Raw genomic sequence first — 14,813 nt, forward strand, 5'->3', positions numbered from 1 at the left:
AGTGCGGTGTCGTCGCGAGCTCTAGTGCGGTTGGGTGCAGCCGACGTCCGAGCCTGGCGACCGGCGGATCTTTTGCGCATACAGGAAGTTTCGCATGCTCGTCAAATGCGCGCCCTTCCCCCCTTCCCACGCGTCGGTTCGGAAGCGACTTTCGTGCGCGACGAGCCACACGTTGACTATCCAGAGCACCAGTTGAGATGCAGCCCCTCTTTCGCAGGCTAACACCTCTGTTTCGCTTCATCATCAATCACCCGGTGTGGATTCTGGTTGGGGCGATCGCACTTACGGCCCTCAGTTTCTCGTATGCGAGTCGGCTCTCCATTGAGGGCGACATCTCGAAACTGATTCCGGAGGATTACGCCAGCTACAAAGGGCTGCAGAGAGTTCGCGAGTCCGTCGGTGGTGGAAGCCAGAACGCCCTGGATGTCATCATCGAAAGCCCTTCCTTCGAGGCAAACAAGGCGTTCGCGGAGACCTTGATCCCGCGGGCCTTGCAACTAGATGACAGTGTTACCGCAGAGCCACTGTTTGTCAACGTAGAGTTCAGGCGCGATACCGAGTTCATACGGAAGAACGCCCTGTATTTCACGACATTCGATGAACTCGATCGTCTGCAAACATACCTGCAGGATCGCATCGAGGAAGAGAAGCTGAAGGCCAATCCGTTCTACTTCGAACTCGATGACGAGGAAGAGGAGGACTCGACGTCGACGGAGGAGGAATTCCGGGAGGCGTACGACGAGATCGTAAAGAAGGAGTACCCGATCTCGGACGACAGCACGACCATGCTGGTACGCTTCTACCCGAATGCCGTGCGAACGGATCTGAACGTCGTCGAGCGGACGCACGAGAGCCTGATGCAACTCATCGAGGACCTTCACCCGATGTCGTTCCATGCAGAGATGGAGACGATGACAGGCGGCAGTTTCATCCATGAAAGTAATCAGATCCGGCTGATCACACGCGACATTCGGTCGTCTTTCGGGGTGGGTGCATCATCCCTGCTTGCGGTTGTCCTGCTGTATTTCTTTTTCAAGTCATACCGGGCGCGTGCGGGGAATCACTTTGATCGCCGGATCTTCGTGGAGGAACTCCTGCGAGTAGGGGTCGCCGCCCTACTGCTGGGTATTCCGCTCCTCATGAGTCTTAGCTGGGCGTACGGCCTCGCGTACCTGACCTACGAGAAACTCAATGCCCTGACGTCACCTCTCGGACTAGTGTTGTTTGGGCTGGGCATCGATTTCGGTATTCACTTCTACGCGAGATACGTTGAAGAGCGAGGTGAGGGACAGAGTCCCGGGTCGGCCATGATGGAAACCTTCATGAGTACCGGCCAGGCGATCACCGTGAGTGCCATGACGACGGCGGTGGCACTTTACGTGCTCACGCTGGCGGATTTCCGCGGCTTCAGCGAATTCGGATTTCTGATGGGATCCGGCGTTCTGTTCGCGTTCGTAGCGATGATGGCTGTACTCCCGGCGATGATTATTGTGTTCGAGCGGATTCGTGTCTTGAAGCTCGACGCCACACGCGCTCCCGACACAGCTTCTGCGGGTTCGCGGAGGCGATTTCCGCTTTCAAGAACCCTGCTGGTCACCTGCGCCGCCTATGTCCTGCTTTCGCTTGTGCTGGCACCTCAGGTGAGCTTCAATTACAACCCGGGGTTCAGCTACCAGAGAGAGTACAACAAGAAGAAGGGTCGCGTGATGCCTTCGTCGGGCAGACAGTCGCCAGCGATGATCGTGACGGACGAGCGCAGCGAGATTGCCCCACTTATCCGGGTGATTCAGGACAAGATCCGTTCGGACACGCTATCGCCCACGATCGGCGAAATCGAGTCCCTGCAGGATCGCGTCCCACTCGACTCGGCGGCACAGCAAGAGAAGCTTGCGACGATTGCCGAGATCCGCGAACTACTCGACGACCCGTTTATTCAGAACGAGGAGTCGGAATACCTCGATCTGCTGCGGGATGCAACGGAGACGCGCGAGGCGCTTTCGATCAACGACGTACCGGATTACCTGAAGCGCAGCTTTACTACCAAGACAGGTGAGGTCGGTAATCTGATCATGATCTACCCGGCGTTCGCCGTGTCGGGTGGACGCGCATCGATCGCGTTTGCCAACGATGTTCAGTCGTTCGTAACGGAAGATGGGAAGACACATTATCCCGGTTCGACTTCGCTTGTAGCCGCGGAGATGATCCAGCTCATGCAGCGCGAGAGTCCGCTCATGATTGCGCTTACATTTCTGATCATCCTCGTCCTGATGCTCGTCAATTTCCGATCGGTTTTATGGGCCTTGCTTGCGCTGGTCCCGGTCGTGGCGGGGATGCTATGGATGCTGGGTACGATGGTCCTACTGGGGATTCAGCTCGACTTTTATAATCTCGTTATCCTGCCGGCGATCCTGGGCATTGGCAACGACGCGGGAGTGCACATCGTGCACCGATTCCGCGAGCTGGGCAAGGGCTCGATCATGGACGTGCTGCGTTCGTCAGGTGAACACGTCGTCATGGCATCGCTCACGACAATGATCGGATTCGGGGGACTGCTCATCTCCATGCACACGGGTATCTCGTCGATCGGCAAGCTCGCGGTCATCGGCATCAGCGCCACGATGATTGCCGCCATAATTCTGCTGCCCGCGCTGCTCCAGTGGCTGGAGGACAGGGGTAGCCTGCCGATGGATCATTCCGGAGTCGGTATGGACGAGACGGCTGTCTCCGCAAAGGCGTGACCGGGCAACGCCTTGTGCGGAGCCGGTGAGATCGGTGTTCGGTTGGCTCAGACCCCGGACTTGCGTCCTGGCAACGACAGGTCGAGTCCAAACCGAAAGGTCCGTCCCGGCCCCGGAAGCCCTGGTTGTGGTAACGTGAGCACGTCCGTGACGTTGTCGACGCGGCCGAACACTTCTGTAACGACTCGGCCGGAAGTCAGTCGATATCCAGCACGCACATTGAAGGCCACTGAGGTTGCGAGCGGGACTAATGAGTTGCTATCGTCGATGCCGTACGCACGCCCCGTGTACAAGGTCTGCAGAAGTAAGGAGAAGCCCGAACGTGAGTTGTACCGCAGGGTGCCGATCCCCAGCCACTCGGGCGTCTCGATCGCCTGTACAGTCGCGCCTGCGTCAACGGTCTGGGCTCGCACCCATGTGACGTGACCTGCGAGTGTAAGTCCCGCAGCAAGACGGCCCCGTCCGACCATCTCTACACCGACGGATCGACCCCCAGCCCGGTTGATCCGCTGTCGGCGGGCCTGCGCTTCATCAGGAAGGAGTACGAAGCGCTGGTCAATCGTGTCATACGAGCGCTCGAAGAACACGACCGATTCGCCCTCAAACCGCCGGGTCCGTATCTCAAAACCGGCCTCAACCATCACACGCGACTCCGCCGTAAGCTCGGGATTCAGGAGGAATCGACCGAGCGCCTCACCGAACAGCTCGCGCATTGTCGGGAATCTCGTTTTCCGGCCGGCTGATAGTCGCAGGGCGGTGCGCTCATCGAAGGCATACCTCAGGCCGGCGGTAAGACTCACGGCCATTTCAGGATTGCGGGCGGGCTTGTCGCCGGTGACAGGAGTCGCCGAGCCGTCTAGACTTCCTCCAAGCTGCCACATGAGACGCCCGGGCGGCCGCCACTCGTATTCCGCACCCAGACTCCAGATGTGCTGACCGAATCTCAGGTCAGCCGCATCTGGCCGTAGCGACCCTGTCGGGTCGAGGGCGTAGTCGGTCTGGACGTGCCGCGATGTCAACAGGTTTAGCGCGAGACGAATCGTGCCGATACGAACCGGCTGATGTAAAATAAAGCGTGCACCAGCGGTACGATCTTTGTCGTCCTGCCTGTCAACTAACGATGCGTACGCAGCGGATTCGTACTGCTGAATGCCCTGTGCAAAACGACCTAGCCAGATCGCTCCACGAACGTGTGCTCCACGATCACCAAGCGGCACATCCGTTCCAATGATCGCCATCGAGTTACGACGGTACGGATAGCGCCAGTATCGGACTCGTGACTGATCGGGGTCTAGATGCCCTTCGGGCGCAACACCCTGCTCTGCATCAACATGCATCAGTGTTAATCCAATGCGGCCGCCGTTGCCAAGGCGATGCGTGACCCGACCGAAGACGTCCATCAATGAACGGTCGGTGTTTGTCCGTCGGTCGTTCCGGAGCTGGTTGAAGGCCAGATTGTGATCGGTCGGAAGGGTGAGACCGGCCCGACGGCTGTAGCCTGCACTGAGGCCATACTCAACGCCGCTTGCACGGGAAAGCTGCGTCAATCGACCCTGGACAAGGCCCGCCGATCCACCCGCAATTTCGAGTTCCGATAGCTGGCCCCGCCTCGAAACCTTGCGCGGCTTGAGGTCGACGGTGCCCCCGATGGCGTTGGCGCCGTGCAGTACCGATACTGCGCCCTTCGAAACAACGATCTCACCAATGACATTCGCGGGCACGAGCGAAAGGTCAAATCGACTATCCCATGGGACGTTTAACAGCGCACCGTCGAAGAAGACGGCCACCTGTCGCTCTCGCGCACCGCGCAGATAGACGTGCGACTCGCCCCGGGAATTCGTCTGCACGTGCGCGGCCGGAATGAGTCTGATAATCTCGTCAGCCGAAGACGCATCGGCCAGGGCAATACCTGCGAGTGGTAATCGCTGCAGAGTATTCGGGGCCCGCTCGCCCCGCGGCACATCAACGACGACGATCTCTTCCAGGGCATATGACCTCAACGAATCAGGTGAAGAGGTCGCATCCTGAGCACGGACCGAATTGGTGACAAGAGTACCCACTGCCAGAGCGATGGACACTATCCGAAGTATGGCCTGCGACAGATCCTCAGGTGCTGGCATCAAGACTGGAAATGTGGGGTCGACGGCATGCCGGTATTAGACGAAGGTGCCCACCGGATCCAGAGCAGACAATGGACCACCGCACCGCCTCCTTGGACTAACTTGCCTCCGGGATGGTTCTTGTGGAACTTACCATAACCAGTATCATCGAAAAATGAAGACTCCGGGATGGGAGTGCGTCTGCTTCCGACTCCGTGGCTGCCGATGACAACACCGCTGCATTTCTATCTGAACGACAAGGAGATCGTTGCTACCCAGCCGCGCGAAACATCGGTGCTCGATCTTCTGCGGAACACGCAGCGACTTACGGGAACGAAAGAGGGTTGTCGCGAGGGTGACTGTGGCGCTTGCGTTGTGCTCGTCGGCGAGTTGCGTAACGATCACCTCCACTACAAGCCGGTCACGTCCTGCCTGATGCCGATCGGCCAATTGCAGGGCAAACATCTTGTAACGATCGAAGGCCTCAATCAGAAGGAGCTCTCTACGGTGCAGCAGGCGATCGTGGACGAAGGAGCGTCGCAGTGCGGGTTCTGCACTCCGGGAATCGTGGTGTCACTGACGGGTTACTTGTTGGAGCACGATCAACCCGTCACGATCGACGGTGTCAAGACAGCGCTTGGTGGACACCTGTGCCGATGTACCGGCTACCGGTCGCTCAAGGCCGTTGCCGACCACCTGCAAGAAGCCTGGAGCAGCGAGAGCGGTGTCCGACCGCACGCTCACAGCGGATTGCTACCGGCGTACTTCGAGCGCATGCCGGAAAGGCTCAGGTCGATGGCCCCGAATGCCTCTCCGAATGGACAGACCTCAGCCGATGTCTACATCGCAGGAGGTACCGACGTATATGTCCAGACCGACGGCGACTTTTCAGATATACGCGTAACCGTGCTCTCCGACCTCCCGGAAATGGAGGGTATCACCGAGACTCACGACGCGATCGACGTGGGTGCGCTAACGACCTTCGAGGATTTCGGTCGACATCCGGCTATTGTTCGGATGATTCCGGATATCCAGGCCTACATGTTTTTGATCGCCTCCCTCCAGGTCCGCAATCGCGCTACGCTCGGAGGCAACGTGATCAACGCATCGCCCATCGGAGACATGACCATACTGTTTCTCGCATTGAGAGCAGAATTGTCTCTGAGCAACGGTACTTCTTCCCGAACCGTGCCACTGGCCAGTTTCTATCAAGGATACAAGGAACTTGACAAGTCACCGGATGAGGTCCTCACTCGAATCCGAATTCAAAGGCCGACGGCTAATACCCGGATCAACTGGGAAAAGGTCTCGAAGCGCAAGTGTCTCGACATCGCGTCTGTCAACAGCGCGATAACGATTCGCGTCGATGGCGATCGCGTCGTCGAAGCATCGTTAGCCATGGGTGGCGTGGCTCCAATTCCGAAACTTCTGACACAGACTGGCGACTTTCTCGCAGGCAAATCGGTGACAGCCAAAACGGTGCTCGGGGCTGTCGCAGTCGCGCAGCGAGAGATCAGTCCCATAAGCGACATCCGCGGCACGGCAACCTACAAACGACTGCTGGCCCGGCAGCTGATCCTTGCCCATTTCGTTCGGCTGTTTCCCGAACACATCCGTCTCGATGAGTTGTATGAAGCACCTTGACGCAGCATATCATACGCGAGGCGAGTCGGAGTATGTAGATGATGTCCGGCAGCCGGCCGGAATGCTGCAGGCCGCGGTCTTCGCGTCGCCGGTTGCTCACGCCAGAATTACGGAACTGCAGTCGGATCGTGCACGGGCACTTCCGGGTGTCCACGCGATCCTCGACGCGCGCGACATACCGGGCGAGAATCAGATCGGGCCGATTATTCAAGACGAGCCGCTTCTCGCTGAAGGCGACGTACACTTTGTGGGCCAACCCGTTGCCGTGGTGCTCGCCGAATCGGCCGAGATCGCACGCGCTGCCGTTCGGATGATCGAGATCCAGTATGACGAGAGGCAGGCCATCACGGATCCGCGCGAAGCGTTCGACCGCGGCGAAATCATCGGCACGACCAGAACCTTTGAAATGGGCGACGTGGACGCCGCCTGGGCGTTGTGTGCACACGTGGTCGAAGGTCGATGCGATGTAGGTGGCCAGGATCACGTGTACCTTGAAACACAGCGCTCGCGTGCCGTGCCACTAGAGGGCGGCCGCATGCGTGTTTTCTCCTCCACCCAGAGCCCGTACGCGGGTCAGAGGACGGTCGCTCGAATACTGGGAGTTCCGAACAATCATGTCGAGATCGATGTGACGCGACTGGGCGGCGGCTTCGGAGGAAAGGAGGACCAGGCGACACCCTGGGCATGTCTGGCCGCGCTCGGCGCGTGGCATACTGGACGACCGGTCGAACTCGTCCTTCGTCGATCGGAGGACATGATGATGACGGGTAAGCGCCATCCGTACTCGTCAGACTTCAAGATCGGTGCCGCTGCCGACGGGAAGATTCTGGCTTACTCGGTGCGGCATTATCAGAATGCTGGAGCAGCGGCCGATCTCTCGCCCGCGGTGCTGGAACGCACACTGTTTCACTCGACTAACAGCTACTTCATCCCAAATGTCAGGGCGTTTGCCACGTCGTGCCGTACCAATCTTCCTCCCAACACTGCGTTTCGGGGATTCGGCGGACCACAGGGAATGTTCGTCATCGAGAGCGCTATCGCCCGCCTCGCCGAAACCATCGGCGAGCGTGCGGAGAACATTCAGAGGATCAACCTGCTGATCGACGGGGATACGTTCCCGTACGGACAGACGGTGGAAGACGGTCGCGCAACGAGGACGTGGGAGGCTGCGGAGAGCTCGTTTGACCTGCCGTCGATCGTGCAGCGTGTCTCATCATTCAACGATTCCAACTTCGGTATCAAGAAGGGCGTCGCGGTCATGCCGATCTGCTTCGGCATTTCGTTCACCACGACGTTCATGAATCAGGCCGGTGCTCTGGTCCACGTGTACACCGATGGCTCCGTAAGCGTGAGCACCGGAGGCGTTGAAATGGGTCAGGGTCTCGTCACCAACATCGCAGCGATCGCTGCAACAGCATTCGGCATCAAACCCGAGCGCATCAGAATAGAGACGACAAATACGACGCGCGTAGCGAACATGTCGCCGTCGGCGGCCAGCTCGACGACGCTGCTTAACGGAAATGCTACGCTGGTCGCAGTACGCGAAATCGTCGACCGCTTGAAGCGGGCGGCGATCCAGGAGCTGGGGGCGCCTGATACCAGCGTCATCACGATCGAAGACGAAATCGTAACATGTGACGGGAGTCAGACGAGCCTGACGTGGGCCGCACTGACCATGGCTGCACATCTAAGACGTGTAGATCTGTCAGCGCACGGATTCTTTGCGACGCCGGACATCCATTTCGACAAAGGAAAAGAGATGGGAAAACCGTTCGCCTATCACACGTATGGAACAGCCATCATTCAGACGACGGTCGACTGCCTTCGCGGAACGTATGATGTCGACAGCGTCAAGATCGTGCACGACATGGGACGACCTCTCAACCGGTCAGTCGACCTCGGGCAAATCGAGGGCGGACTCGCCCAGGGCCTCGGATGGATGACGATGGAGGACCTGCAGTACGACGACATGGGGCGACTGATGTCGGGAGCGCTGGCGACGTACAAGGTGCCGGACGTCTATTTCATGCCGGACGATATCCAGGTGGAGTTCCTGCGCGACGCCGACGAGGTTCTGGGGCCATACGGTAGCAAGGCGGTCGGCGAGCCGCCGCTGATGTACGGTATCGGCGTGTTCTTCGCACTTCGGAATGCCATGCGTGAGTTCCGGCCCGACGTCGATCTCCAGTTCGAGGCGCCCATAACTCCCGAACGGATGCTCCTGGCCCTGCACCCGGAGATAGTCCATGAACTTTCTCGTCTCGAGCCACCGATCATCGAGGAATCAGTGTGAGTACCTCGTCGTGAAGTCGTTCTGGATCATCGTCAGTAAGCACCTCAGCCGGGGCGAACGTGTATTTGTGGCTCGAGTGGCAGACCACACCGCCCACTCGCCTGGAACAACCGGGGCAGGTCTGATCGTGACAGAGGCTGGATTTGTGGCAGGAACGATCGGTGGCGGTGTCATGGAATTCAATGTCATCGAAGAGGCGCGGACGGCTCTAGACACCGGACGGTTTCAGACGCGTATCCAGACGCTCCATCATCAGGCACGAGGCGCCGGAGACCCGTCCGGACTAATCTGCGCCGGCCGCCAGACAAATCTCTACTGCGTGTACAGCCCGGACGTTGACGCGGCCGCAATTGAACAGGCCGCGACTGCGCAACGGATGAACAGGCCGGGCGTACTGACGATATCGGAATCGGCGACGAAATTCGCGGATACGCGAAATGAATCGCTGTGGACACAGTCGTCGCTCGAGTATTCGGCGGATGGGTGGAAATACGTCGAGCAGATGCTCAATCTGCGGCGGATCGCTATCCTGGGCGGCGGGCACTGCGGGCTCGCTCTTTCACGCGTGATGTACGACCTGGGCTACGACGTGTCGGTGTTTGACACTCGGTCCGACGCCCCGGCGATGACGGAGGCACCACCGGAGAACACAATGACGGTCGTCCCGGATTACGCGGAGGTCGGCGCGACGATCGCCTACCCTGACCTGACAGAAGTTGTCGTGATGACCACTGATCTGACATCGGACGTGCGAGCGTTGTCCGGAATCATGGATCATCCGTTTCCATTCGTCGGCGTGATGGGAAGCGCAGCGAAGATCGCTGCGATCAAAACAGCGCTTGGTTCAGAGGGGTTGGCGGAAGAGATCCTCGACCGGATCACAGCTCCAGTCGGCCTGCCGATCGGTAGCAATACCCCGCAGGAGATCGCGATCAGCGTGTCGGCCCAGCTCCTGCAACGTCGAGCGTCGACGTGAGGAGCGCCACGTTTCGTCTGCTCAAAGCCACGTTGGCAACTCAACGTGGACCGATACACCAGACGCCGAAACAACCTCATACATACCGACGACTACATCGCCTTGTGTGGAAGGCTCTCGGTTCTTCCCGCTTGTGAGACAACGAGATACTCAAGTTTACGCTGCAGCTCGCGAATCGTGATCGCTCCGCCATAGGTGAGACCCGATCTCAGACCTCCGATCATATCTGCGATGATCTCGTCGATGTCTTCCCGATACTCGACATATGTGGAGACTCCTTCCGCCGTCCTCCAGTCCGGCACGCCACCGATGAACGAGTCCTGCGCCTCCTGACTGGCCATACCCCGAAACTCCTTCACGCGGCGCCCGTCCATCGTCACGACCTCACCGGGCGTCGGGGCCGTGCCCGCCAGCATTCCTCCAAGCATTACGAAGTCGGCTCCGAACGCAAGCGCCTTCACGATATCACCCGGCCTCCGAATTCCCCCATCGGCAATGACGGATCGGTCCGTTTTGGCACATTGTTGAATCGACGTCAACATCGGGACGCCGAACCCAGTCTTGATGCGGGTACTGCAGACGGACCCGCCGCCGATCCCGACCTTGATCAGGTCGGCCCCGCACGATGCCAGGTAGTCGGCGCCCGCATACGTTGCCACGTTACCCGCGATGATGCAGGCGCTCGGGAGCAAATCCCGTAGACGTTTGAGCGTCGCACCCACATACTTTCCATGCGCGTGCGCGACGTCGATACAGAAATATGACGCACCCGCGTCCCTCAGCGCTTCCGCCCGCTCGAGGTCCGACTCGGAGCAACCGATCGATACAAACGTAGTGGAGGTACACTTCTTGTACTCGGCAATATTCCGATCGACGGACAGGAAACGATGGAGCACGCCCACTCCCCCCTTCGCCGAGATGTAATTCGCCATGTCACTTTCCGTGATCGTGTCCATGTTGGACGACATGACCGGAAGCTGAAGCGTCAGAAGGCCTCGCTTGTCCGTCATCGAGATATCAACCAGTCGACGCGACTCGCTGTGGTTGTATGCCGGCACGAGAAGAACGTCGTCGTAGGTGATGGCTTGCTGACTCATTGGATTTCAGTATGTATCGTGTCTAATCGTCAGGAGGAGACCGGTGTCTGTGCCATCGCAGTCTACAGGGTGAACAGCGAATGCGCAACGGTGGTGCGCATCATCCACTCGTCGATGTCGACCAGCGCCGCAGGCGAGTTTGTGCCGCTGCCACAGGACCAATAGGGTCCCCAGGATGGTTAAGGAGGTCAGGCGTCGAGATGGATATCGACACCCTTACGCTGTGCCTCAAGACACCGAACCAGATTCGCGGAGGTTGGCATGTCGGCAATTCGAGTAGTGGTCGCCGTCGGAGGCAACTCGTTGATCCGGGACTCGCAGCATCAATCTGTCCAGGACCAGTATGCAATGGCGGCATTGACGGACGACCATATCGCCACGCTGGTTCAGATGGGATACGAGGTAGCGATCACTCATGGGAACGGACCCCAGGTTGGATTCATCCTCCGTCGCTCCGAGCTCGCAGCGCACGAACTGCACGAGATACCGTTGGAGGTGTGCGGGGCGGACACGCAGGGCGCGATCGGCTATGCGTTGCAGCAGAATCTCTGCAATGATTTTCGTCGGCTCGGCATCGAGAAAGGCGTGGCCACCGTCATCAGTCAGGTCGAGGTCGACATTAACGATCCTGCGTTCCTGAGCCCGAGCAAGCCGATCGGATGGTATATGGACGAGGTGACCGCGAGTCGCCGACAGAAGGAAGGCTGGCATGTTGTACAGGAGGGCGACAAAGGATGGCGGCGGGTGGTCGCGTCTCCCCGACCGCTGCGCATAATAGAAGCACCCGTAATCCGAAAGCTCATCGACTCTGGATTCGTCGTGATCGCCGTGGGTGGCGGAGGCATACCGGTTGTAAGGGAGCAGTCAGGAGACGTTCGCGGCGTGGAGGCTGTTATCGACAAGGATCTTGCGTCTGGATTGCTCGCGACCGCACTGGACGCAAGTTTGCTGGTGATCGCGACATCGGTTGAGAAGGCCGCGCTTCATTTTGGGACACCGAAACAGCAATGGATCGATACCATCACGTTGGACGAAGCGAAAGGGTACCTCGCAGAAGGGATCCATTTCGGACGTGGCAGCATGGAGCCCAAGATCCAGGCGATCGTTGACTTCATCGAGGCGGGGGGCACGGAAGGACTGATCACGAACGCGGAGAATCTGGAGCGTGCGGTATCCGGCGAGACCGGCACGCGAATCACACGCTAGGTCTCCGCGGTTCGATGTTCCAACCGGTGTCTACATCGTCGGGCGTCGGAAGATCGGGCCCAATTGCGCTGTTTACCTTGTGGGTGCTGATCCCATAAAGTATCATGCAGTCCCACCCTCGACGTAGCCCGATGTCAGACATTACTTTCAGCCTGAATGGCACGGAGACTACGGTCTCGTGCGATCCCGAACAGCATTTCCTCGAAGTCCTGCGGGAGGAATGTGGAATGACGTCTGTGAAGGACGGCTGCTCGCCGCAGGGCTATTGCGGCTGTTGCACGGTCCTGGTCGACGGCCGCCCCGCTCTTTCATGTCTTCGCAAGGCGGAGCAGATGGACGGTCGGTCGGTCGAGACGCTGGATGGTGTTTCGGAAAACAAGCTCCGCATTCTGTCGGAGGCTTTTGTCCAGGAGGGCGGGATCCAGTGCGGTTTCTGTATTCCAGGTATCGTGATGCGGGCCTACGCGCTTCTTGAACGCACCGACAAGCCGGATCGCACAGTCATCGAGCGCGCGCTGTCCGGTCATCTTTGCCGGTGCACGGGCTACAGCCGAATTGTAGATGCGATCGAGACCGCCGGCGAGATGTGGAATAACGGGATCCCGGCCCGCGGCAAGCCGCGGCGGTCCGATTTCTTCGGCGAGGCATTCGGCCTTGAAAGGAGCTCGCCGTCAAATGGCGCAGCCGGAGGTCAGGGAGTTGGCGATTCCTCGTCCCGCTATCGTGGCATCGAGCATGCGCTGGGCCACAAGCCGTACGTCGCGGACATGCGCATCGACGGGATGCTCCACGGAGCTGTTGTTCTAAGCGAGCATCCGAGAGCGAAGGTTATCGATATCGACACAGGCCCGGCGCTCGAGATGCCGGGTGTCTCGAGGGTGGTTACGGCAGCCGACGTTCCCGGTGAACGCCACGTCGGACTGATCTTGAAAGACTGGCCCGTTTTCGTTGCGGTCGGCGAAACGACCCGATGCGTTGGCGACGTGCTCGCGCTCGTTGTGGCGGATTCGATGTTCAACGCCCGACGAGCTGCCGACGCGGTTCGCGTTCGGTACGAGGTACTTGAGGCAGTCACGGACCCTGCTGCTGCACTCGCAGAAGACGCTCCCCGGGTTCACGACACCGGCAACAAACTGGAGGTCTGCTCATTTTCTCGAGGCGACGTAGACGAGTCACTGCCGTCGTGTGAGCATGTGATTGAGCAGTCCTTCGAGACGCAGCGGATTGAGCACGCATTCCTTGAGCCGGAGGCCTGTCTGGCCGTACCGCAAGACGACAACCTCAAGGTGTACTCGCAGGGTCAAGGCGTTCACGACGATCAGCTGCAGATCGCCAGCGTTCTGGGCATAGACATCGATCAGATCGACGTGGAACTCGTCACGAACGGAGGCGCGTTCGGCGGCAAGGAAGATCTATCGGTACAGGCGCAGACTTCGCTTGCCGCTCAGTTGCTTGGTGTACCTGTCCGAACGGTATTGACGCGCGAGCAGTCGATTCGCATCCACCCCAAGCGCCATCCGATCACACTTCATTACACCGTCGGGGCCGACGCTGACGGGCACCTGCAGGCTGTCCGCGTACGCATTGTGGGCGACACGGGTGCGTACGCATCGGTGGGGATGAAAGTGTTGGAGCGTGCCGCCGGTCATTCGTGCGGTGTGTATCGCGTTCCAGACGTCGATGTCGAGGCGACGACGGTCTACACCAACAATCCTCCGTGTGGCGCCATGCGCGGCTTCGGCGCGAACCAGGCGACGTTCGCCATTGAAGGTGTGATGGACATGCTCGCTGAACGCGTGGGCGTCGACGGCTACGATATCCGGGAACGCAACATTCTCAGCCCGGGCGATCGATTTGCCACGGGTCAGATCATGACCAAGAGTTGCGGAATCCGGCAAACGCTGGAAGCAGTCCGCGATGTTTACAAGACTACGAAGTACGCGGGAATCGGATGTGGCATTAAGAATACTGGAATCGGCAACGGGCTCGAGGACAGTAGCCGCGTACGAATTCAGGTTCTGGAAAATGGCCAACTGAAGATACTTACGGGCTACACGGAGATGGGGCAGGGTCTGTTCACCGTTCTGCGACAGGTTGTTACGGAGGAGGCGGGTGTTGATCCCGACGTAATGCACGTTCGCGCCGTGAGCGACCCCGCTGTCTATTGCGGCATGACGACCGCATCGCGTGGGACGGCGCTGAGTACGATAGCGGCCCAGCGGGCCGCCCGCAAACTCCGGGCTGATCTCGAGACGTCATCACTCGAGGATCTGGGCGGTCGGATCTACGATGGAGAATACGTGTGTGAATTCACGACCAAGCCGGGGGCAGATGTCGATGATCCCAAAACCCACATGACATTCAGCTACGCGACCCAGGTTGTAATGCTGAACGACGATGGACGGATCGAACGTGTTGTCGCGGCACACGATGTGGGCCGCGCAATTAATCCGCTGGCGTGTGCCGGTCAGATTGAGGGGTCGGTCCACATGGGACTGGGATATGCCCTGTCCGAGGACTTCAGCTGCACGGGCGGTCACCCCGACTCACTTTTGCTCCGGGATCTTGGAATTCTGAAGGCGAAGGACACGCCGCAGATTGACGTGATTCTTGTCGAGGTACCGGACGAGGTAGGCGGCTATGGTTCGAAGGGTATTGGAGAGATTGGACTCGTTCCGACCGCCGGAGCGGTTGCTGCCGCCCTTCATTCATATGACGGTGTGCGTCGTTTCCGACTGCCTATGCAGGACTCGCCGGCAG

9 protein-coding genes are annotated in these 14,813 nt (G+C 59.2%); 7 read left to right on the forward strand and 2 right to left on the reverse strand.

Translation table 11 applies throughout. The annotated features are described in order from the left end of the window. Positions 1 to 197 precede the first annotated feature (197 nt). Positions 198 to 2,738 (forward strand): MMPL family transporter, encoded by a 2,541-nt coding sequence (locus HKN37_03750; GenBank protein NNE45754.1) that lies wholly within the window; start codon positions 198 to 200, stop codon positions 2,736 to 2,738. Between the two features lie 47 nt (positions 2,739 to 2,785). On the opposite strand, the gene HKN37_03755 is transcribed toward HKN37_03750, so the two are convergent. Further along, on the reverse strand, positions 2,786 to 4,858 hold the full coding sequence (locus tag HKN37_03755) for a TonB-dependent receptor (GenBank protein ID NNE45755.1): 2,073 nt from the start codon (positions 4,856 to 4,858) through the stop codon (positions 2,786 to 2,788). A gap of 204 nt (positions 4,859 to 5,062) precedes the next feature. On the opposite strand from HKN37_03755, the gene HKN37_03760 reads away from it, so the two are divergent. Genes HKN37_03760 through HKN37_03770 form a run of 3 tightly spaced genes read left to right on the forward strand, consistent with a single transcriptional unit; the run spans position 5,063 to position 9,750 of the window. Then, positions 5,063 to 6,481 carry a 2Fe-2S iron-sulfur cluster binding domain-containing protein gene (locus HKN37_03760; GenBank protein ID NNE45756.1) on the forward strand — a complete coding sequence of 473 codons (1,419 nt, stop codon included), beginning with the start codon at positions 5,063 to 5,065 and terminating at the stop codon, positions 6,479 to 6,481. Continuing rightward, on the forward strand, positions 6,468 to 8,774 hold the full coding sequence (locus tag HKN37_03765; protein ID NNE45757.1) for a molybdopterin-dependent oxidoreductase: 2,307 nt from the start codon (positions 6,468 to 6,470) through the stop codon (positions 8,772 to 8,774). Before HKN37_03760 ends, HKN37_03765 begins: the two co-directional genes overlap by 14 nt. Beyond that, the gene (locus HKN37_03770) at positions 8,728 to 9,750 is read left to right on the forward strand and encodes a hypothetical protein (GenBank protein NNE45758.1); all 1,023 of its coding nucleotides are present in this window, start codon (positions 8,728 to 8,730) and stop codon (positions 9,748 to 9,750) included. The genes HKN37_03765 and HKN37_03770 overlap by 47 nt, the downstream gene beginning before the upstream one ends. 92 nt (positions 9,751 to 9,842) lie before the next feature. Here the strand turns inward: HKN37_03770 and HKN37_03775 are convergent, their stop codons facing one another. Further along, entirely contained in the window at positions 9,843 to 10,847 is a 1,005-nt protein-coding gene (locus tag HKN37_03775) for a guanosine monophosphate reductase (GenBank protein ID NNE45759.1), read from the reverse strand. 18 nt (positions 10,848 to 10,865) lie between these two features. Between HKN37_03775 and HKN37_03780 the strand changes: the two genes are divergently transcribed. The 3 genes from HKN37_03780 to xdh all read left to right on the forward strand — a co-directional run. Beyond that, complete coding sequence (locus tag HKN37_03780) at positions 10,866 to 11,012, forward strand: hypothetical protein (GenBank protein NNE45760.1); 147 nt, start codon at positions 10,866 to 10,868, stop codon at positions 11,010 to 11,012. Positions 11,013 to 11,108: 96 nt separating this feature from the next. Further along, positions 11,109 to 12,053, forward strand: coding sequence for a carbamate kinase (locus HKN37_03785; protein ID NNE45761.1), 945 nt, complete (start codon positions 11,109 to 11,111; stop codon positions 12,051 to 12,053). Between the two features lie 131 nt (positions 12,054 to 12,184). Continuing rightward, the coding region (gene xdh, locus HKN37_03790; GenBank protein ID NNE45762.1) for a selenium-dependent xanthine dehydrogenase at positions 12,185 to 14,813 on the forward strand (2,629 nt) is incomplete at its 3' end.

Source organism: Rhodothermales bacterium, assembly GCA_013002345.1.
Taxonomy (GTDB): domain Bacteria; phylum Bacteroidota; class Rhodothermia; order Rhodothermales; family JABDKH01; genus JABDKH01.

Coding starts and splice junctions, on each gene's coding strand:
- HKN37_03750 (NNE45754.1), top strand. CDS start 198: ATGCAGCCCCTCTTTCGCAGGCTAACACCTCTGTTTCGCTTCATCATC.
- HKN37_03755 (NNE45755.1), bottom strand. CDS start 4,858: ATGCCAGCACCTGAGGATCTGTCGCAGGCCATACTTCGGATAGTGTCC.
- HKN37_03760 (NNE45756.1), top strand. CDS start 5,063: ATGACAACACCGCTGCATTTCTATCTGAACGACAAGGAGATCGTTGCT.
- HKN37_03765 (NNE45757.1), top strand. CDS start 6,468: ATGAAGCACCTTGACGCAGCATATCATACGCGAGGCGAGTCGGAGTAT.
- HKN37_03770 (NNE45758.1), top strand. CDS start 8,728: ATGAACTTTCTCGTCTCGAGCCACCGATCATCGAGGAATCAGTGTGAG.
- HKN37_03775 (NNE45759.1), bottom strand. CDS start 10,847: ATGAGTCAGCAAGCCATCACCTACGACGACGTTCTTCTCGTGCCGGCA.
- HKN37_03785 (NNE45761.1), top strand. CDS start 11,109: ATGTCGGCAATTCGAGTAGTGGTCGCCGTCGGAGGCAACTCGTTGATC.